Source organism: Rhodococcus sp. ARC_M12 (assembly GCF_022810385.1).
GTDB classification, from domain to species: Bacteria; Actinomycetota; Actinomycetes; order Mycobacteriales; family Mycobacteriaceae; genus Rhodococcoides; species Rhodococcoides navarretei.
Map to the genome: position 1 here is coordinate 62910 of NZ_JALGQI010000013.1, position 19771 is coordinate 82680.

Sequence of the window (19771 nt, forward strand, 5' to 3'; positions counted from 1 at the left end):
GGCTGCCAACACCGTACGCCGTCCGGTTGCTTCTCGCCGCATCCGATCGCGTTTGACAATTCCGAAAATTGCTGTCCTGCAGTGCTATCGAGCGCCATCCCGCATGATGGATCGGATCAGGATTGCTCTCGAGAACACCACCACGTCGTCCGGCCACCCACCGTTCCGCGCGTCATCGGCGCACCACATCGAGGGCAGGCCGCATCCGTTTTCCGGAACGGAATGATCTCCCCGGTGTGTACACCACCCTTCTTGATCGCCGATCTGATCGCGCGGCGCAGAACAACGCGCAGTTCGTCGAGCTCGTCCGTGGTGAGCGTCTTGGCCCGCCTGGACGGGGATTGTTCGCTCTGCCAGAGCACCTCGTCGGCCAGTAGATTGCCCACGCCCGCAATCGCCGCTTGGTCGAGCAGACGTGCCTTGAGAGGCGCACCGCTGGAACCGATTCGGTGACGGAAGTCGTCGCGCGTGATCTCCGCCGCGTCCGGACCGAGAGCGTCGATGTCGGGTTCGAGTCGAACCCGGCCGAGGCGGCGCTTGTCGAACAGTCGAAGCTGCCCACCGTCGTCGAACGTCATGGAGAACCGTGTCCACTCCGGCTTGTCGGTCGGACGCTCACCGACATGAGGGTCGCCACCCCCGTACTGCGACGTCCGCTCCCCGTCGGGAGCGGTGACAATGACGCGTCCACCCATGCCGAGGTGAATGCCGAGGGTCGGACCGCTGGAGCCGTCGGCCGTGACGGTTTCGCACCACATCGCTTTGCCGCGCCGACGCGCCTCGGTGAGCTTCCCGCCCGTCAGTGCACGGGCGATATCACCCGGCATGTGCGGTCGGCACTCGAACGTGTCGGTGTCGTCGATGCTGACAATGACGCGACCGAGAGCTTTTTCGACGACCTGTCGGGCGTTTTCGACTTCGGGTAGTTCCGGCATGGCTCCGGAGTACCCAATTCGTCGGCACTATGCGCGGGTACCATTATCGGTCATTCGACTCGTTCGTCGTCTCTCTCAGGCACCGCCAGAGGCCCAAGTTCCGCGTCGAGCACCTTCTGCACGACGCGCATCGCCGCCAGTGCGGCAGGCGCACCGCAGTACCCCGCCGTGTGGATGACGGTTTCGGCGGTGTCGACAGATCGTGGCAGGGGTTTCGAGCGGAACGCAGGCGGAGGCGAACTCGGCTACGGATCGATCTGTTCGGTGTCCGAGCGCGGAGCATCGTGATCAGGTGGAGTGATCCCACGCTCGCGTGGTGAGCCCATGAAGGCCGATCCTCCGACAGCACTGTCGATCCCGTGAAAGCGACCGCGCCGCATCCGCGAGCGAAGTATGCGAGCAATGACGACGAAGAGTCCCAGAACGACGGCGAAGCCGGCGACTACGGCAATCAGCGCCAACGATGTGTGCATGACGGCCTCCGATCCTGATCTTCGGTAACCCTACGGGTCGCTGACAATTATCAGGCATGGGACCGGCTCGGGTGATGGAACCAGGACAGAGGTATCTGTCGATCTGCTCAGCGCAGAGAAACCGGCCCACCGTCACGGTCGTCGCGTGAAGGCTGTGTGTCGTCGGAGACTTGTTCTGTGCGAGTTGCTTCGAGGAACAATTGAAGAAAGGAAGAATGCGCGCCTCTTTCCTGGGCGGGCCGTCTCTCTCGGGGGTCTTCCGATGCCTTCGACATAGCGATTCGCGTTCCTCCCGTGTCGGCGAACAACAGTCTCAGATTCTGAATAGTTAAGCAACTGAGACTGTGAGTACAACGCGCGGCACAAAGTGGGCGACCCACGAGATGTGGCGTCGCCGAGGCATCTCGGGTTCGAGCAACGGCATCGATGGCGACGTGGGTCCGATCGCTGTTCGCAGTCGATTCGCGGCCCGTTGGCTACATTCCCGCGGCGGTGGGCGGTTCGATCAGCATCCTCTTGATCACCTTGCCGGTCGCGGTTCGGGGCAGTTCGTCCAGGAAGGTGATGTCGCGGGGAACGCAGAAGCGGCTCAACCGATTTCGAATGTAGGCACGCACCATGTCCGCATCGAGGCCGGCCGATCCGCGACCGACGACGAATGCGGCCAATCGCTGCCCGTATTCAGGGTCGGACACACCGACGACCGCGACCTCGCCGACCTGAGGAAGATTGGCGATGGCATCCTCGACGGGGCCGGGAAAGACGTTCTCGCCTCCGGAGATGATCATTTCGTCGTCCCTGCCGCAGACGAACAGCCGTCCGTTGCAATCGATGTAGCCGAGGTCGCCGGTATCCATCAGGGCAGCTCCGCGGGCGGACGCCGTGGGGGGCGGTTCGGCGTTGGTATAGCCGTCGAACAGCATGTCGTTGCCGACGAATATTCGGCCGAGGATTCCCACCGGAACGGCAGTGCCGTTCGCGTCGAGTACCGCGACCGTCGTACCAAGAGGAGGGCGTCCGGCGGTGGCGGGGGCTGCGCGCAGGTCGTCGGGGGTAGCGATCGTGGCCCACGAGACCTCGGTGGAACCGTAGAAGTTGTACAGCACGTCACCGAAGACCTCCATGAAGCGGCTGACGGTCGATCCGGTCAACGCGGACCCGCTGCACGCGACGACCCGCAGGCTCGAGGTGTCGTAGCGTGATCGAACCTCGTCGGGCAGGTCGAGAAGTCGCTGCAGCATGATCGGAACCGCGATCAACGAAGTGCAGCGGTGTGTTTCGATGGCGCGTAGGCATTCTTCGGGGTCGAATCGATCCTGGAGAACCACCGTCGCGCGGAGTGGTGTGCTGATCTGCAGCGCCGCCAATCCCCAGCTGTGGAACATCGGTGCCGCGATCAACATCCGCTCGTTCATCCGAAGTGGCATTCGAGACAGCATTGCCGCGACGGTTCCGAAGCCCTTCGGAGTGGGACGAACCGCCCCCTTCGGTGCCCCGCTGGTCCCCGAGGTCAACACGACCACCGAGCCGGGCCGATCCGGCCTGGTGAACGTGGCGGACGGCGCTGCGACGTAATGTTCGAGGGTGCGCCGACGCGGAACGGCGGTGTGAGACGACAGGCTGACGCGGGTGACGTCGTCCGGTAGGTAGCGCACCATCGGGTCGAACTCGTCGTCGACGAACAGTGCTCGGAGTTGGTGGCGGGCGGCGATGGTTTCGATCTGGCGCGCCGCGAGACCGGTATTGAGAAGGACCACCTCCACTCCGAGCATTCCGCATGCGACGGTGCACTCGATCATCGCGGAGTGATTGCGGGCCAGGATCCCCACGGTGCTTCCCGGACTGATTCCGGATGCGTCGAAACCTGCTGCGATGCGATGCGCTCGGTGGTGGATCTCGGCAAATGTGCGGGTTCCCCGGTCGTCGATCACGGCGATCTCGTTCGGTGACTTCGCAGCCGCGGCAGCGAAACCACCTCCCAGGGTGAAGCCCCACTTCGCCAGCGAGTTCAGCTGCCGATACGCGCGGTCGGGACGTGCGGCCCGGATGACGCCGGTCCCCACCATCGTCTTCATGATTGCCAGCGGTAGCGACCGGGAGTCTCCGGTGTTCGACACGAATGACGTCGGGGTACCGGACAGAGAATTGTCCAGTCTGGCCAGACCGCCCATCACCCACTCGATCACAGCGCGATTGTGTTCGGGTTGGGGTGAGTAGGACCCGGCCAGGCCCGCTCTGAACACCGTGACGTCGATCTTCGTCTCGCCGGCCGAGCGGGCAGTGAGGGTGAACCTGATGAATCCACCGGACTCGACATGCTCGATGGTGATGATCGGCCGGTTTCGTCTGTTCACCACCAGGTCGAGGGCGTGCTCGACACCGCCGACTCCGCATCGGTAGCCGTCCGTGGCCTCACGGAGAATGCAGTAGTCGAGCCCGGGGAAGTAGCGCGGGTACAACTCGACCGCGCTCAAGACCCCGCATACCTGCTCGATGTCGTGTGCGAAGACCGTGCTGCAGTCGATGACGTCCGAGACCATGCCCCAACCCCCGTGCCTTGCCGAGCCGACGGCAACGCCGACTCAGCACCGACCAGGGGATGGCGGCGCGCACCTGAAACGGGACATCCGCCTGGATGAAGTCGCCATCGTAAACCCAAATCACGGTTGTCGGGGCAAAATCAGCCGAACTCTTCCGGTCGGATGCGTGAAAGTTTCAGAGTTGAATGCCCAGCGACCACGCGAACACCGTGTAGGCGGCGAGAGTGATCAATGCGATGGCGATCAGATTGAGCCAGAAACCGCCCCGCATCATCTGACCGATCGTGATGTAGCCACTGGCGTAGGACACCGCATTCGGCGGAGTCGCCACAGGCAACATGAACGCACAGGTTGCTGCCAGTGCGACGGGGACGGTCAGGACCAGAATATCGATGTTCATGCCCATCGCGACGCCACCTGCGACCGGTAGGAAAGTCGCGGCCGTCGCGGTATTGCTGGTGATCTCGGTCAGGAAGATGATTGCGGCCGTGGCGATGACCACCAACATGACCAGCGGAATCGTGTCCAGACCGCCCGCAACGCTACCGATCCACTCCGTAAGGCCGCTGGACTCGAACTGGGCAGAAAGCGCGAGCCCGCCGCCGAACAGGAGCAACACGCCCCAGGGCAGCTTCACGGCGGTCTCCCAATCGATGAGGCGCACGCCCTTGTTGCTTCCGCTTGGGAGCAGGAACAGAAGCAGCGCCGCAGTCATGGCTATTCCGGTATCGGAAATCGGGGCATCTTCGAAGATCAGCGGAACACCCACCCAGGACGCGGCCGCAAGACAGAAGATGACCGCGACCCGGATTTCACCCTGGGACATTCTGCCGAGGCCGTCGAGTTCGCCTCTGATCAGCTGTTTGCCACCGGGTATGTCGTCGATCTCCGGCTTGAACATCACGTGGGTCAACAGGAACCAGGCGATCACGAGAAGGATCACGGCGAGCGGAACTCCGGCGATCATCCATTGCAGGAACCCGATGGTGATTCCCTGACCCTCGAGGTAGCCGACCAGCAAGGTGTTGGGCGGGGTGCCGATGATGGTTCCGAGGGAGCCGATCGACGCCGCGTAGGCAATACCGAGCATCAGTGCGGTGCCGAAATTGCTTTTGATGACGGCCTGAGTGATGGTCTCGGCGTCCGGGGTCGTTTCATCGTCGGAGCCGGGAACAGCTCCGGCCTTCTTGCCGATGTCGAGTACCAGTACGAGGACCGAGACACCGATCGGAATCATCATCACAGCGGTGGCCGTATTCGAAACCCACATCGACAGAAAGCCTGTTGCGATCATGAACCCGGCGATCACCATCGTGGGCTTCGTGCCCATGGCGTTGACCGTCAGCAGCGCGATGCGGCGATGCAGATTCCACCGTTGCATGGCCAGCGCCAACAGGAACCCGCCCATGAACAGAAAGATGATGTTGTTGCCGTACGAGGCACCGACATCGTTGACGGCGACGCCGGAATCGAACACCGGAAAGACCACGAGGGGTATCAGGGCGGTTGCAGGGATCGGAACGGCCTCGGTCATCCACCAGATGCCCATCAATACCGCAGTGCCCGCGGTCAACCGCGCCGGGTGAGCCACGTCCTCGGGAAGCACCAGATAGACGAGAACCGCCAGCGCGATACCGGCACCGAGCCCGACCCACTGGCGGGTGCGGCGACCGGGTTGCACCTCGGCTTCTCGTTCGCCGGCCGATCTCCGATCGACTTCGTCGAACTCGTGGCCTTCGGATGTGGGCCCGGCCTTCGCGTCGTCGCCGATCTGCGTCATGGGACCTCCTCGGTGTGGACGTCTCATCACCCTAACCAATGAATTGTCCAGAAAGTCCGAATCGGCGCGCGGCGCTACCGGGCGATGTCGGGCTTGTTCACCGCCGCATCGTTGTCCAGGACCGGATCCCACACGTCGCCGGGAAGATCGCCCGGCAGGTGACTGTTGCCGCGTCCGACGAACTTGTCGTCCCGACCTTCACGCCGCATGGCTTCGAAGTCCGCCAAGGCACCGAAGGCCCATTTGCCCAGCAGCGCAATGGCTACCAGATTCACGGTGGCCATCGCGGCCATGGCGACGTCCGCCAGCGCCCACACCGTCGTCAGCGCGGACAGTGAGCCGAAGCCGATGGCCGCAAGCACAATGGTGCGCAACAGATTGAGGAGCTTGCCCTCGACGCCGAGAAAGTTGAGGTTCACTTCCGCGTACGAGTAGTTCCCCAGGATCGACGAGAATGCGAATGTGAAGATCAGCAGCGTCATCGGAATCGTCGTCCACGTTCCCAGTTGAGCGGAGATCGAATCCTGGGTCAGGACCGCGCCGGCCACGCCACTCGGGTTGCCGATGTCGTAGACGCCCGAGACCAGAATGATGAATGCCGTTGCGCTACAGATGACGATGGTGTCGAAGAAAACTCCGAGCGACTGGATCAATCCCTGCTTCACCGGATGCGACACCGTCGCGGTCGCTGCGGCGTTGGGTGCACTTCCCATACCTGCCTCGTTGGAGAACAGTCCGCGCTTGACTCCGTTGAGCATGGCCGCCAAGATTCCGCCGGTAGTGCCACCGATCGCTTCGTTCAGGCCGAATGCGCTGGAGACGATCTGACCGAACACCGTCGGAATCTCACCGAGGTTCATCGCAACGATCACGAGCGCGAGAAGTACGTAGACCACGGCCATGACAGGCAGCACGTACTCGGCCACCCGCGCGATTCGCCGGACACCACCGAAGAGGATCGGAGCGGACAGCACCACCAGGAACACTGCGATCCACCCCGCGTCGATGTTCATCGTGGACGAGAACGACTCGGTGATGGTGTTCGCCTGCACCATGTTGAATGCGAAGCCGAACGCGAAGATGAGCAGGCACGCGAAGACGATTCCCCAGCGACGCGAACCCAGGCCCAGTTGGATGTAGTAGGCGGGGCCTCCTCGGAAGCTGCCATCGGGATTACGCACCTTGTACATCTGCGCCAGAGTCGCCTCGATGAACGCCGTCGCCATACCGACCACCGCGACGAGCCACATCCAGAAGATTGCGCCGGGTCCACCGAGGGTGATCGCGATGGCAACACCGGCAATGTTTCCCGTACCCACCCGGGAAGCGAGACCGACGCAGAATGCCTGGAAAGCGGAGATGCCGCCTTCCGCGTCCGAACGAGATCCGCCGATTGCCTTGAACATCGACGGCAGCAGTCGAACCTGAACGAACTTGGTGCGGACGGTGAAATACAGTCCGACACCGATCAACAAGTAGATGAGAAATACGCTGTACAGACGATCTGCCAAGAAGTCGATTACTGAACTGACGGTATCCACGGTGCCATCCTGTAGTGCTCGGTGTGTGGGTGCGTCGACAGCACATTACTCGCAGATGGACGTAAGTTTTCACCGAACAGAGCCGCACGGTGTCGAGTTCGACGGTCGACTCAGTGCTCCGCAGGAGCCCAGATGTCGCCGAACGGAATCGAACGCGCCAGAATGCGTTCTGCCGCACGATGTCCCGACCTCAATGCGGCGGTAACGGTTGCAGGATCGTCGCTCCAGGTCGCCTCACCGGCGAGGTGAAGCACATCTCCTATCGGCGTCGCCATATCGTCGTGATCGCGTGAACGCGAACCCACCGTCATGTACGAGTACGAGCCGTGCGAGAACGGATCGTCCTGCCAGCGCGTGACATACACGCGGTCCGGCGTGACGACACGCTCGCCGTACAGGCCGCGCAGCGCCTCGAGAACCGAGTCCGCGATGCGCGCGTCCGACCAGTGCCGAGTCTGCTGTGCGCACGGTCCCGCCGCGAAAGTGAGCAAAGTGGGGTGCCCGTGCGGAAGAGTGACGTCGTACCAGGAGTGCCACCAGTGTCCGGCCTCGCCCTGCTGCCGTACGGCATAGACGTTTTCGTCCCAGAACGCGGTCGGGAATTGTAGAAACACTTTCTCGAAGGAATTCATGGCGAGACGACTCAACGCACCCGAAACAGGCTCGGGTAGAGGAGGTTCCACAACGAACGACGACGACTGAAGTACTCCGATCGGCACTGTCACCACGGCGCGTTCGGCCGAGAACATCCCGGCCCCGGTCTCGACGAGAACCCCGTCTCGGCCCCAACGGACGTGCGTCACCACGTGTTCGAGACGGACGTCGAGTCCTTCGGCCAGCCGAACAGCGAGTTCGTCGTAGCCGTCGGGAAACACGACTTCGTCGCCCTCGATGGCGTCGTCGTCCAAACCGTGCGCGTCGAGGAGATCTCGGTCCACCCCCAATTGTTCTTCGGCTCGATGCCCGAGGAACTCGCGCACGCGATCGACTCGTTCGTCGTTCCAATCAAGTTGTCTCAGAGTCGTTTCCACCGCGTCGCCGAACGACGTCCCCGGGGACGACTGTGCAATCGTCGTGGCGAACCGTTCGTCGAAGTGACGAACGTCGTCGGCGAACCGTGCGACGGCCTCCTCGCTCAACCTGGTCCCGGTGGGGGAGTAGTACGCGATAGGTCTGCCGTCCGGTTGGTAGCTGCCGACGGTGAATTCGGATGTTCGTATCCCGAAAGCGTGAACGGCATCGGCGAGCGGATTGTTGTCCGTCCCGTGAATCCAGGACGCACCCACGTCGAGAATGTCGTCGTCCGTACGTACCGTCCACACTCGACCACCGACGCGGTCTCGTGCCTCGAGGACGATTACACGCTGACCGGCGCGATGCAGAAGTGACGCAGCGACCAAGCCGGAAATCCCTGCGCCGACCACGAGAGTATCGACGTGTGTCACCGTCACTCCTGTCTACCGAAGGCCATGGGCTCAGTTCCCTCGTCCGGAATTGCCGTTCCCGTTCCCGGAGTTTCCGTTACCGCCGTTACCGCCGTTGCCGGAGTTTCCGTTACCGCCGTTGCCGTTGCTCGGCGGTAGCGGGGCAGGCACCGCAGGCTCGATCGGAACCGGATCGGCCGTGGGCACGGGTGCAGGCGCGGGTGGGTTCGAGAAGACCGGAATCGAGGTCGCAGGTGCAGATGCAGGAGTCGTGGGTTCGACGGTGGTCGACTGCACGAGTGTCGGTGTCGGTGCCGGTGTCACCGGCGACATGGGCTCCGGCTCCTCTACGGTGCCCACCGCGACCCAGATGATCGCCGCTCCCAGCGTGACGAACAGCGCCGCCGCCGCGGGAATCATCCACCGACGGCGCGGAGACTCAGGAGCGGTCGACGCTGTGACATCCGAGGGCCCAACCACGTCGGTGAGTTCGACGGGCATGACGGTTGTCCGGGGAGGGGGTGTCGTGCTTCGCGCGAGTGCGCGCAATCGGTGTGCGACGGCCGCTGCATCCGGTCGATCCTCGGGGCTCCGGGATGTCATCTCCGTCAACAGCGTGTGCCACTCGGGCCCGAGTCCCCCGGGTACGGCCGGATCGCGGTGCAGGCGCGCCACCGCTGCCGAGACGGCGCTCCCCTCGAACGCCATTGTGCCGGTGAGGCATTCGATCAGAACAAGACCGAGCGTATAGATATCGGTTGGTGGGCCCGCGCATGTACCCGTCGCCTGCTCCGGGCTGAGATAGTGCGCAGTGCCGACAGTGGTGCCGTGCTCGGTGAGCCGTTCGGCGTCGACGATGCGGGCGATGCCGAAGTCCGCGAGTTTTGTGCACGGTCCGCCCCCGGCGTCCGGAGTCCGAGCAACGAGAATGTTGGCCGGTTTGATGTCGCGGTGCACCACACCTCTGGCGTGGATGTAGGCGAGCGCCTCCGCGATCTCGCATCCGATCTGCGCAACGTGGGACACCTGCATTCGTCGGCCCTCGCGATGAGCGCCGAGAGTCGAACCGTCGATCAGTTCCATCACCAGGTACGGCACCATAACCCCGGTCGCATCGAGTGCGGTGCCCGCGTCGTACAGCGTCACCAGGCCCGGGTGTGAGAGCGATGCCAGAGTCCGAATTTCGGCATCGATGCGCTGGGCAGTATCCGGCGGCTCACCGCTGCGGAAGATCTTCACTGCTACGGATCTGCCGAGGACCTGGTCCTCGGCGTGGACGACGTCGGCCATTCCACCCCGCCCCAACACGGTGCCGAGTCGGTAGCGGCCCGCGAAGAGGTGATCGTGAGGAGTGCGAGGACGAGAGTCCGGTCCCACCATGATTCACCGCCGTTCGTCGACTCTTTCGAGCACCTTATAGCGAACGAATCGACGGGCGGACTGCAGTCCGGTGCCGCAATCACGGTCGGGTCGGGCATGATGTCCCCCGGGTGGGGACATATCGAGCAATATCGAGAGAGGGTCCACCCATGCGTCCACGTTCGTCGAACGCGGAGCTGTCGCCGATGTCGATCGCCATCACATCGGCTTACCAGCCGATCGTCACTCTGGACGGGCGCGCCGTGGTCGGATTCGAAGCGCTGGTGCGCACGTGTGGGGACGGTCCACCGATCGCTCCGACGGAGCTGTTGAGTGCCGCACGTGAGCAGGGATCCACCGCGGATTTCGATTGGCGGTGCAGACTCAGCGCCCTGGGAGGTGCCGTCGCGGCAGGCTATCCCGACGGGCTGGCGCTGTTCGTCAATGCCGAACCCAGCGCCCTCGATGCGGCACCTCCTCCGGACTGTCTACCGACCCTTGCCGCCGCGTCGCATCTGTCGATCATCGTAGAAATAACCGAGCGCGACCTGATGGGCGATCCGGCCGGGCTGCTCAGGGCGGCCGAGCACGCCCGAAACCTGGGGTGGCGTGTTGCCGTCGACGACGTGGGGGCAGATTCGTCCAGCCTGGCACTGATCCCGTTGCTGCGTCCCGACGTCATCAAGCTCGATATGGCACTCGTGCAGGGCCGTTCGAGCAACGAGACCGCCGCCATCGTCGCGGCCGTGGCCGCCGAGGCCGAGCGCACCGGGGCTCTGGTGCTGGCCGAAGGAATCGAAACCGAACTCCACGAGAGCTATGCCCGCGCGATGGGTGCGGTTCTGGGACAGGGCTATCTGTACGGCGCACCGGAAGCTCTGCCGGAATTCGGTGCAGTGTCCGAGCCTGGCCGATCGCTCGACCTGGACGCGACGGTCACCGTGCGCGCTCCCGTGGCAGTGACACCGTACGGCCTCACCCATTCGCTCGGTGCTCGCAGGCATGCCGATTCGACTCTGCTCGACGCGATCGAGAACAGTCTGCTGCACAGTGCGTACGGAACCGGTTCGTCGACAGTGGTGTTGGCGACGGTGAGTGCGTCGACCGGACTGACGGCCGCGCGTGCTGCGATCTTCGACGACCTTTCCGCGCGCACGGCCCTCACGGCGGTCTTCGGCTCGCATCCCGCACCGTCACCGCACGACTTTCGGACGGTGGTCGTGGGCACGGACGAACCGTTGGCGCTGGAACGTTCGATCGTGATCCTTGCTCCGATGTCGAGCGTGGCGCTCATCGCGGTCGAGCGAGGCGTGGCGGCGGATGGCACCGCCCTGTACGACTATTGCCTCACCTACGACCGCCATGTCGTACTCGATGCTGCAACAGTCCTTTTGAGACGAATACCGGCCAGATCTTCGATGTGACCCTCCGGCTCGGTCAAGATCACGTAAATTATCGCGCGAAATTCAGTAAATCGCGTCGCCTGCGGTCCGCGTGCTGTTGACTCGAAGTCATGAGCTCTCACTCCCTCGCAACCGATTTTCTGGCCGCGGACGGAGGCACACTCAAGTCGATCGAAACGGCGATCAACAACGCATTCGATCCGATCTCTGCCGCGGTGTCGAACTTCGTCTTCTTCACCGTGGACATCGGTGGTGCTGCCGTGCCCTTGATCGTTCTGTGGCTGATCCTCGGCGCCGTCATCTTCACTGTCACCTTCAAGTTCATTCAGTTTCGCGGAATCAAGAGGTCCTTGATCCTGGTGAGCGGCAAGGAAGACGAGGCCGACGCTCCCGGAGAAGTAAGCCACTTCAGAGCCCTCACTGCCGCGGTGTCCGGGACCGTCGGTCTCGGTAACATCGCGGGCGTCGCGGTTGCAGTGACGCTGGGCGGACCCGGTGCCACCCTGTGGATGATTCTTGCTGGCCTGCTGGGCATGGCATCGAAGTTCGTCGAGTGCACCCTGGGTGTGAAATACCGGGACATCAACGAGGACGGCACCGTCTCCGGTGGACCGATGAAGTACCTCACGAAGGGACTCGCGGAGCGGGGTCTTGCGAAGGTCGGCAAGGTCATGGCCGTCTTCTACGCCATCATCATCACCTTCTTCGCCATCAGTGGCGGCAACATGTTCCAAGCCAATCAGACGTACGCACAGGTCCGATCCGTCACCGGCGGCGAGGACGGGTTCCTCGGGTCCGACGGTGCCAAGGCCGTGTTCGGTATCGCCATCGCGCTCATCATCGGGCTGGTCATCATCGGCGGTATGAAGTCGATCTCGGCGGTCACCGCCAAGCTGGTCCCGACCATGGCGCTGGTCTACATCGTCGCGTGTGGCGTCGTCATCGCCGTCAACTTCCGCTCGGTTCCCACCGCGTTCACTGCGATCTTCGACGGTGCATTCTCGCCGGAGGGTGTGGCCGGCGGTGTACTCGGTGTGATGATCATCGGGTTCCAGCGCGCCGCGTTCTCCAACGAAGCAGGACTGGGTTCCGCGGCCATCGCGCACTCGGCCGTCAAGACCCGCCACCCGGTCACCGAGGGCTTCGTGGCCATGCTCGAGCCCTTCATCGACACGGTCGTCATCTGTACTGCGACCGCACTGACCATCGTGATCGCCAACACCGTCACCTGGCAGGATCAGCGCGCGATCGTCGCGGAGACGGGCGAGCTGCCCGCCGGCGGTGTCACCCTCACGTCCGACGCCTTCGAGACGGTGCTGCCGTGGTTCCCGTACGTCCTGACGATCGCGGTCGCGTTGTTCGCACTCTCGACCGCAATCACCTGGGCCTACTACGGACTGCAGGCATGGACCTCGTTGTTCGGGCGCAGCCGCCTCTCGCGGACCTTCTTCAACGTCATGTTCTGCGTGTTCACGGTCATCGGAACGGTGCTGTCGCTCGGCTCGGTGTTGGACTTCGCCGACGCGACGCTGTTCCTGCTGGCTTTGGTCAACATCACTGGCCTGTACCTGCTGTTGCCGGTGGTCAAGCGTGAACTCTCCGAGTACATGGCGATGCGTCGAGGCGAGCCGAACAAGGTCGATGCCGAGGCGTGACATGGATCGGTCGACAGGTCAGCCGCCGGGGCCGGTACAGCCTTGGCGGCGGGCCTGTTCGATGAACACCGCAGTCGCGATCCCCGGGAATCGAGGGGAGCCTGCCGGCAGTGGACCGAGAACGTCGAACAGCCTATCGAGCCGTTGATAGAGTGTCTGCCTCTGTATCCGAAGGCTTTTCGCGGTCTCGGTCTTGCTACCCCAATGGGTGATGTACGCCAGCAGCGTCGCGTACAACTCTCCGTGCCGCTCCCGATCGTGTGCGAGCAATGGTCCGATCTGATCGTGCACAAACTTCTCGATTGCGGATTTCCCCGACATCGACTCCACCAGTAGGGCAAGTGCGAAATTGCGCGCATCGCGGATGCGGTCGTGGGGGCCGAGGTCCAGCGCGAGTACTCCTGTGGCGGTGTTGAAACATCGGCGCAGACCGCGCCGATCGGAGGCTCCCGGACCGACGGCGGCTCGCCGAATACGCAACTGCGGCGCCTGCAACATCGACAGCAGAACCGGCCGTCGGGCGTCGAGCACATCCTGGCTGGCGAAACCGAGAACCGCGACGTGTCGGTCGCCGATCTTCTCGCACCAGTTGTTCGGCGACACCGATCCCACTGTGCGCTGCCACGTGCCGGCGGCCGGGTCGTGGTCGAATTCCACCGACACCGTCAGGTAGGCGTCGTGTTCGGGCATACCCATGCGCTCGGCGACGCCGTCGAGGTGGCCGATGACATCGGAGGCGGGGTAATCCATCGCTGACAACAGTGAGAAGAAGCGGGTGCGCAGTCGGTCTTCCACCCTCGCCGGGCGCGCGCTGAGCAACGCGATCGACAGGATTTCCGGAGCTCTCTCCAGTCCGGCGTTGATCGAATAGATGTCGGCGTCGGGTCCTGGAGCCACGGTCAACACCGCGACGTCGCGACCGCCACTGGTGACGGGCACCTCGAACGAGGTGAAATCGGATGGCTCGCTGACGAGTCCGGATTGCCCGATCAGATCTCCCGACGCCGAATGCAGCGTCACCGACGACCGAGTCTCGACACCGAGCACATCGAGAACGGCGTCCACCGCCCCGTCCGTTTCGATCGAGGCCGACAACAACCGCGACATACGGTTTGCCAACTGCAGCCGACGCAGAGCGGAGTCGGCAAGTTGACTGTTGATGCTCTCGCATACTTGTACGAACGGCACACGGCGTCGGAGATGCACCACTGGAAAGCCGATCCGTTCGGCATGCTCGACCAGAAGTGGAGGAATGACGTCGAGGATTCCCCCCGTCTCCACCGCGATTCCGACGACTCCTGCGGCATCCATCGACTCGAGGTACGTCACCAGATCGGCGTCGGAACACGCGCCGAAGTGCACACCCTCCATCAGAATCAGCTCCCCGCCACGCAAGAGCGGTGCGATGTCGAGTTGCTCGCTGGCATGAACCCACCGCAGAGACCGCGTCGAAGAACGCCTTCCCGCGACGAGTTCGGGTCGCGCCGCGGAAAAATAGACGTCATGGAAGGCGTCGATCACATTCACAGGTGACATTCTGTCCACCCGCTGTTACGAGTGGCTTACATTGCGTAAGGGTTCGGGAAACACACGGGCACGAGGCTTCTCACCAGGCCGACCGAACCGCCGGTCGACCGCATCCCGAGGAGCTCACGGTGACCACACATTCCCACGACGTCGAGGATTCGCTGCAACCGATTCCCGAGAGCCAGAGAACCACCGTGCTGTCCGGTCAGTTCTGGATATGGGCTGGTGCGAACATCGCACCGATCAACTGGGTGCTGGGCGCGCTCGGCATCAGCATGGGCCTCGGCCTGGCCGACACGCTGACAGTGCTCGTCCTCGGAAACGTCATCGGAATGGCGATCTTCGGATTCTTCGTTCTGCTCGGGCAACGAACGGGAACGACCGGAATGCTGTTGGGTCGGTCGGTCTTCGGCCGTCGAGGCAACTATGTCCCCTCCGCAGTCCAGGCCGTGGTGGTCGTCGGCTGGTGCGCGGTGAACACATGGATCGTCCTCGACCTGGTGATGGCTCTGTTCGGCGAACTCGGATGGGTCGACCCGGATGCCGCGAACGTCGGATGGAAGGTAGCGGTGGCCACAGCCATCATGGCGGTCCAGGTCGGTATCTCCATGGCCGGATACCGGGCGATCGCGGCTTTCGAGCGCTGGACGGTTCCGCCCACCGTCGTGGTGCTGGTTCTGATGTCGATCGTGGCCTGGTTCCACCTCGACATCGACTGGAGTTACTCCGGTCCGGACGGCGTCGCGTTGGCTGGCACCGAGCGCATCGTCGCCATGTCGGCCGTGATGACGGCCATCGGAATCGGCTGGGGCCTGACGTGGCTGACCTACGCCGCCGACTACTCCCGCTTCGTCAGTACGCGTGTTCCGCGACGCAAGCTGTACCTGGTCAGTGCAATGGGACAGTTGATCCCCGTCGTGTGGCTCGGTGTGCTCGGAGCGACGTTGGCCACCACCAACGGCTTCGTCGATCCGGGCAAGCTCATCGTCGAGAACTTCGGTGCGCTCGCCATCCCGGTGTTGCTGTTGGTTCTGCACGGCCCCATCGCCACGAACGTCCTCAACGTCTACAGCTTCGGTGTGACGGCGCAGGCCCTCGACATCAAGTTGAGTCGGCGGACGCTGAACCTCGTGGTCGGCGTTCTCGCACTGGCCGCGAGCGTGTTCTTCGTCTTCCAAGAAGATGCGGCGCAGACCCTCGACGCCTGGCTCGTCGGGGTGGTGGGGTGGGTGGCGACATGGGGCGCGATCATGCTGGTGCACTACTACGTCTTCGAGCGCGCCAGCACCCGCTACGGCCATCTGTTCGACGAGGTGGGGTCGACGAGGATGCAGGACGTCAACTGGCGTGCACTGGCGGCGTTCGCCGTGGGAATCTTCGGCACCTGGATGTTTCTCAACGGCATGGTCCCGGCATTGCAGGGGTTCGGTTCGCAGGCGCTCGGCGGTCTCGACATCTCGTGGCTCGTCGGCGGTAGTGCTGCAGCGTTGACCTACTACCTTCTCGCACGAAAGTCGCATCGACAGTGGATGATTCGTCAGCAACAGTCCGAGGAGCAGGCTCCGACACCACAGCCGGTCGACTAGCTACTCGCCGTCATGCACCGCACAGTCAAGGAAGGAAACATGGGAATCTTCATCAGGAACGCGCACGTCATCACCATGGACTCGTCCACCGGTTCCGAACCGATCGTTCGCAGCATCCGGATCGAGAACGACGTCGTCACTGCGGTCGCCGGTGATCTCGTGCCAGCCGACGGCGATACGATCATCGACGGCCGCGACAGGCTGGTGACACCGGGTTTCGTCAACGCACATACCCATTCCTGGGAGACGTTCTACAAGGGCAGATACGACAACTTGCCCCTCGAGATGTGGATGGCCATGGCCTATCCGGTCCTCGGCGACAGTCGCGTCGAGCCCGATCTGGTTCGTCTGCGCAGCACGTTGTTCGCAATCGAGTCGCTCGAAGCGGGCGTGACGACGATCGTCGACGACGTTCTCGAAAACCCGACTCAGGATTGGGCGCAACTGTCGGCGGTGTTCGACGCCTACGAAGAGATCGGCATCCGAGCGAACATTTCCGGACACGTCATCAGCAAACCGTTCGTCGATACCGTGCCGTTCATCGCCGGCTACCTGTCGCCCGAGGTCACGTCCGAGATTCGGTCGCATCCGGTTCCCACCACGCAGGAGTACCTCGCATTCAGCAGGAGAGCATTCGAGCAGTATCACGGTCGAGGCAACGGTCGTCTGCGATACATGGTCGCGCCGTCCGCACCGCAGCGGTGCGGTGCGGACCTTCTGGTCGGTGCCACGCAGTTGGCGACCGAATTCGACGCCGAATGCCACATCCATGTCCTCGAGACCAAGACCCAGTTGGTCACGGGAACGGAGATGTACGGCGGCTCGCTGGTGGAATACATGGATCGGATCGGCGCACTGTCGCCCAATACCACCCTGGCGCATGGCATTTGGCTGACCGAAGACGATATGTCGATGATTGCCTCGGCGGGTACGTCGATTTCGCACAATCCGATCTCGAACCTCAAGCTCGGATCGGGAATCGCCCCGTGGCACGCCCTGCGTACCGCGGGCGTGAACCTCGGATTGGGAACCGACGGATGCTCGAGCAGTGATTCTCCCCGGATGCTCGACGTCGTGAAAGCTGCTGCGCTGCTGCACAAGGTGACGAATCCGGACTTCACCACCTGGCCCACGGTGGACGAGGTATTGCACGCAGGCACCGTCGGCGGGGCCCGCAGTGCGCTCCTTCAGGACACCGTGGGCACCGTGGAGGTGGGGATGCAGGCCGACCTGGTGATCTTCGACCTCGACACCATGGCTTTCACGCCTCGGCAGAAGCTCGACCGGCAACTGGTGTACTCCGAGAACGGCTCCTCGATCGATACCGTGATCGTGGCGGGCCGGATCGTCGTCGAGGGCGGACGCGTCACCACAGTCGACCGTTCGGCGGTGCTGGCCGAACTCGCCGAGCGCCTCGACGAGATCGTGGCACGCCAGAATGCACTCGATTCGTTGAACAGGCCCCTGCTGGATGTCCTGGCGACCATGTACGACAGGGCGATTGCGACCCGCGGCACCGTCAACCGATTCAGCGACGACGAACGCGCGTGGCTCGTGTGAACGGCGGTGCCGGAAAGCGCTGAACGTTCGGTACGCTGATCCCACGGTCGAATCGGAGCGGGTGTCATGAAGGTCGATTTCAAGAAGACGCTCGACGCATATTCGGCACGGCACAACACCTTTCGTACCCTCGTCGTTCCGCCGCTGACCTACCTGATGATCGACGGACACGGCGATCCGAACACCGCGCCGGAGTATGCCGAAGCAATCGGGGCGCTCTACCCCGTGGCCTATGCTCTCAAGTTCGCGAGCAAGAACAATCTCGAACGGGACTACGTCGTCCCGCCGCTCGAGGCTCTGTGGTGGGCCGAGAACATGACGTCGTTCACCACCGAGAGGGACAAGAGCGAGTGGAACTGGACCGCCATGATCATGGTGCCCGACTGGATCGACCGTCCGATGTTCGAGGCGGCGATGGCGACCGCCGCCTCGAAGAGCAACTCGGATGCGTCCAGCAGGGTTCGGTTGGAGACTCTCGACGAGGGTCTGTGCGTGCAGACGCTGCACATCGGGTCCTACGACGACGAGGCATCGGTACTCGACGAGCTCCATCATCGATTCATTCCCAGTTCTGGATTGACGATGACGGGTAGACATCACGAGATCTACCTGAGCGATCCTCGCCGCGTCGAGCCTGCGAAGCTGCGCACCATCCTTCGCCAGCCGGTACGGCATTCGGCGGAGTCGGCGTCGCTCTGACACCATGACCGTCATGACCAACGCGGTGCGCCCGGCGTCGTTCACCGCCGGGACCCTCACTCTCCTCGGGGCGCTCTACTTCGCGCAGGGAGTGCCGTTCGGATTCTTCACCCAGGCCTTGCCGGTGGTGCTCCGGGAATCGGGGTTCTCCTTGGTGAAGATCAGTGCGACCGGTGTGCTGTTCCTACCATGGGCGCTCAAGTTTCTGTGGGCACCGTACGTCGATCGGTACGGATCCAGGCGGCGGTGGCTGCTGTCGCTGCAGTGTTCGGCCGCGGCGGTGGTCCTGGCGTTGTCGTTCCTCGATCTGTCCTCTACATTGCGCTGGCTGTTCGTCGGCATCTTCGTCATGAATGCTCTCTCGGCAACGCAGGACATCGCGACCGACGGCATAGCGGTGCGCACGCTCACCGCGGCGCAGCGCGGGCTGGGCAACGGCCTACAGGTCGGTGCGTACCGGATCGGAATGGTGTGCGGTGGCGGACTGCTGTTGTGGCTATTCACCTTTGCCGGATGGCGCGTGCTGTTCGTCGCGATGGCCCTGCTGATCGTGCTGACGACGGTCCCCGTGTGGTGGATGCGCAGACAACTCGATGCGGCCGACGCGGACTCCGATCCGCAAACCGAGCGTCCGACGCCGGGGCGGCTGGCAGGCGCGTGGTGGTCGCGGCTTCGTAGACCCGGCATGGTCGCATTCATTCTGCTGATCATCGGGTTCAAGTTCGGAAACTCGATGGGATCGGCGCTCGTGGGTCCGTTTCTGTCGGACAGTGGACTGTCACTACCGCAGATTGCTCTGGTTGAAGGCGGTCTGTCGTCGGTGGCCGCGCTCGGTGGAGCCGCTCTGGGGGCATGGTTGTCGTTCCGACACGGACGTCGCCGGGCCCTGCTGGTGGGCGGCGTGAGCCAAACGCTGAGCCTTGCCCTGTATGTCGTTGCGTCCCTGGGCATCGGCGGCTTTCCGCTTCTGGTCACCGCCAACATCACCGAGCACGTGCTCGGTGGAGCGGCGACCGTGGCGGTGTTCGCCCTGATGATGGACGCCTCTGAGAAGCGCTTCGCAGGAAGCGATTACACGCTGATGGCGTGTGCGATCGTCTTTGCACAGGGCGCGGCCGGGATTGCCGCCGGTGTGGTCGGCGACCTGCTCGGCTACACGGCGATGTTCGGTTCCGCGCTCGTCCTGTCCGGTATCGGCTGTGCACTGTTGCTGGTGGCACTGGATCGGGGCTGGGGGCCCGAAGGCCTTCGGCAGGTGGTCCCGCCGAAGATCATCGTGAAGTAGAGGC

The 19771-nt window shown here is 63.3% G+C and carries 14 protein-coding genes; 6 read left to right on the forward strand and 8 right to left on the reverse strand.

The window, feature by feature from the left end; translation table 11 throughout:
• Positions 1-116: 116 nt before the first annotated feature.
• The 7 genes from MTX35_RS17155 to MTX35_RS17185 form a co-directional block, all read right to left on the reverse strand.
• Complete coding sequence (locus tag MTX35_RS17155) at positions 117-935, reverse strand: Fpg/Nei family DNA glycosylase (protein WP_243596127.1); 819 nt, start codon at positions 933-935, stop codon at positions 117-119.
• A 245-nt stretch (positions 936-1180) separates the two neighbouring features.
• Positions 1181-1408 carry a hypothetical protein gene (locus MTX35_RS17160; RefSeq protein ID WP_243596128.1) on the reverse strand — a complete coding sequence of 76 codons (228 nt, stop codon included), beginning with the start codon at positions 1406-1408 and terminating at the stop codon, positions 1181-1183.
• A gap of 476 nt (positions 1409-1884) precedes the next feature.
• Positions 1885-3948, reverse strand: coding sequence for an AMP-binding protein (locus MTX35_RS17165; RefSeq protein WP_243596129.1), 2064 nt, complete (start codon positions 3946-3948; stop codon positions 1885-1887).
• Positions 3949-4123: 175 nt separating this feature from the next.
• The gene (locus MTX35_RS17170; RefSeq protein ID WP_243596130.1) at positions 4124-5728 is read right to left on the reverse strand and encodes a DASS family sodium-coupled anion symporter; all 1605 of its coding nucleotides are present in this window, start codon (positions 5726-5728) and stop codon (positions 4124-4126) included.
• 74 nt (positions 5729-5802) lie between these two features.
• The gene (locus MTX35_RS17175) at positions 5803-7269 is read right to left on the reverse strand and encodes a sodium:alanine symporter family protein (RefSeq protein ID WP_243596131.1); all 1467 of its coding nucleotides are present in this window, start codon (positions 7267-7269) and stop codon (positions 5803-5805) included.
• A gap of 110 nt (positions 7270-7379) precedes the next feature.
• A complete protein-coding gene (locus tag MTX35_RS17180; protein WP_243596132.1) occupies positions 7380-8714 on the reverse strand; it encodes an NAD(P)/FAD-dependent oxidoreductase in 1335 nt (444 codons plus the stop codon).
• A gap of 30 nt (positions 8715-8744) precedes the next feature.
• A complete protein-coding gene (locus MTX35_RS17185; protein WP_243596133.1) occupies positions 8745-10073 on the reverse strand; it encodes a serine/threonine-protein kinase in 1329 nt (442 codons plus the stop codon).
• Between the two features lie 149 nt (positions 10074-10222).
• On the opposite strand from MTX35_RS17185, the gene MTX35_RS17190 reads away from it, so the two are divergent.
• Positions 10223-11476: an EAL domain-containing protein gene (locus MTX35_RS17190; RefSeq protein WP_243596134.1), complete on the forward strand. Its 1254-nt coding sequence runs from the start codon at positions 10223-10225 to the stop codon at positions 11474-11476.
• Between the two features lie 89 nt (positions 11477-11565).
• Positions 11566-13110, forward strand: coding sequence for a sodium:alanine symporter family protein (locus MTX35_RS17195; RefSeq protein WP_243596135.1), 1545 nt, complete (start codon positions 11566-11568; stop codon positions 13108-13110).
• Positions 13111-13128: 18 nt separating this feature from the next.
• Here MTX35_RS17195 and MTX35_RS17200 read toward each other — a convergent pair whose 3' ends face one another.
• Positions 13129-14646 carry a PucR family transcriptional regulator gene (locus MTX35_RS17200; RefSeq protein WP_243596136.1) on the reverse strand — a complete coding sequence of 506 codons (1518 nt, stop codon included), beginning with the start codon at positions 14644-14646 and terminating at the stop codon, positions 13129-13131.
• A 119-nt stretch (positions 14647-14765) separates the two neighbouring features.
• On the opposite strand from MTX35_RS17200, the gene MTX35_RS17205 reads away from it, so the two are divergent.
• The 4 genes from MTX35_RS17205 (at position 14766) to MTX35_RS17220 (ending at position 19767) form a co-directional block, all read left to right on the forward strand.
• Positions 14766-16223: a cytosine permease gene (locus MTX35_RS17205; RefSeq protein ID WP_243596137.1), complete on the forward strand. Its 1458-nt coding sequence runs from the start codon at positions 14766-14768 to the stop codon at positions 16221-16223.
• A gap of 39 nt (positions 16224-16262) precedes the next feature.
• Positions 16263-17783, forward strand: a complete 1521-nt coding sequence (locus MTX35_RS17210) for an amidohydrolase family protein (RefSeq protein WP_243596138.1) — start codon at positions 16263-16265, stop codon at positions 17781-17783.
• A gap of 66 nt (positions 17784-17849) precedes the next feature.
• Positions 17850-18482 (forward strand): GyrI-like domain-containing protein, encoded by a 633-nt coding sequence (locus MTX35_RS17215; protein ID WP_243596139.1) that lies wholly within the window; start codon positions 17850-17852, stop codon positions 18480-18482.
• Between the two features lie 13 nt (positions 18483-18495).
• Positions 18496-19767: an MFS transporter gene (locus tag MTX35_RS17220; RefSeq protein WP_243596140.1), complete on the forward strand. Its 1272-nt coding sequence runs from the start codon at positions 18496-18498 to the stop codon at positions 19765-19767.
• Positions 19768-19771 lie beyond the last annotated feature (4 nt).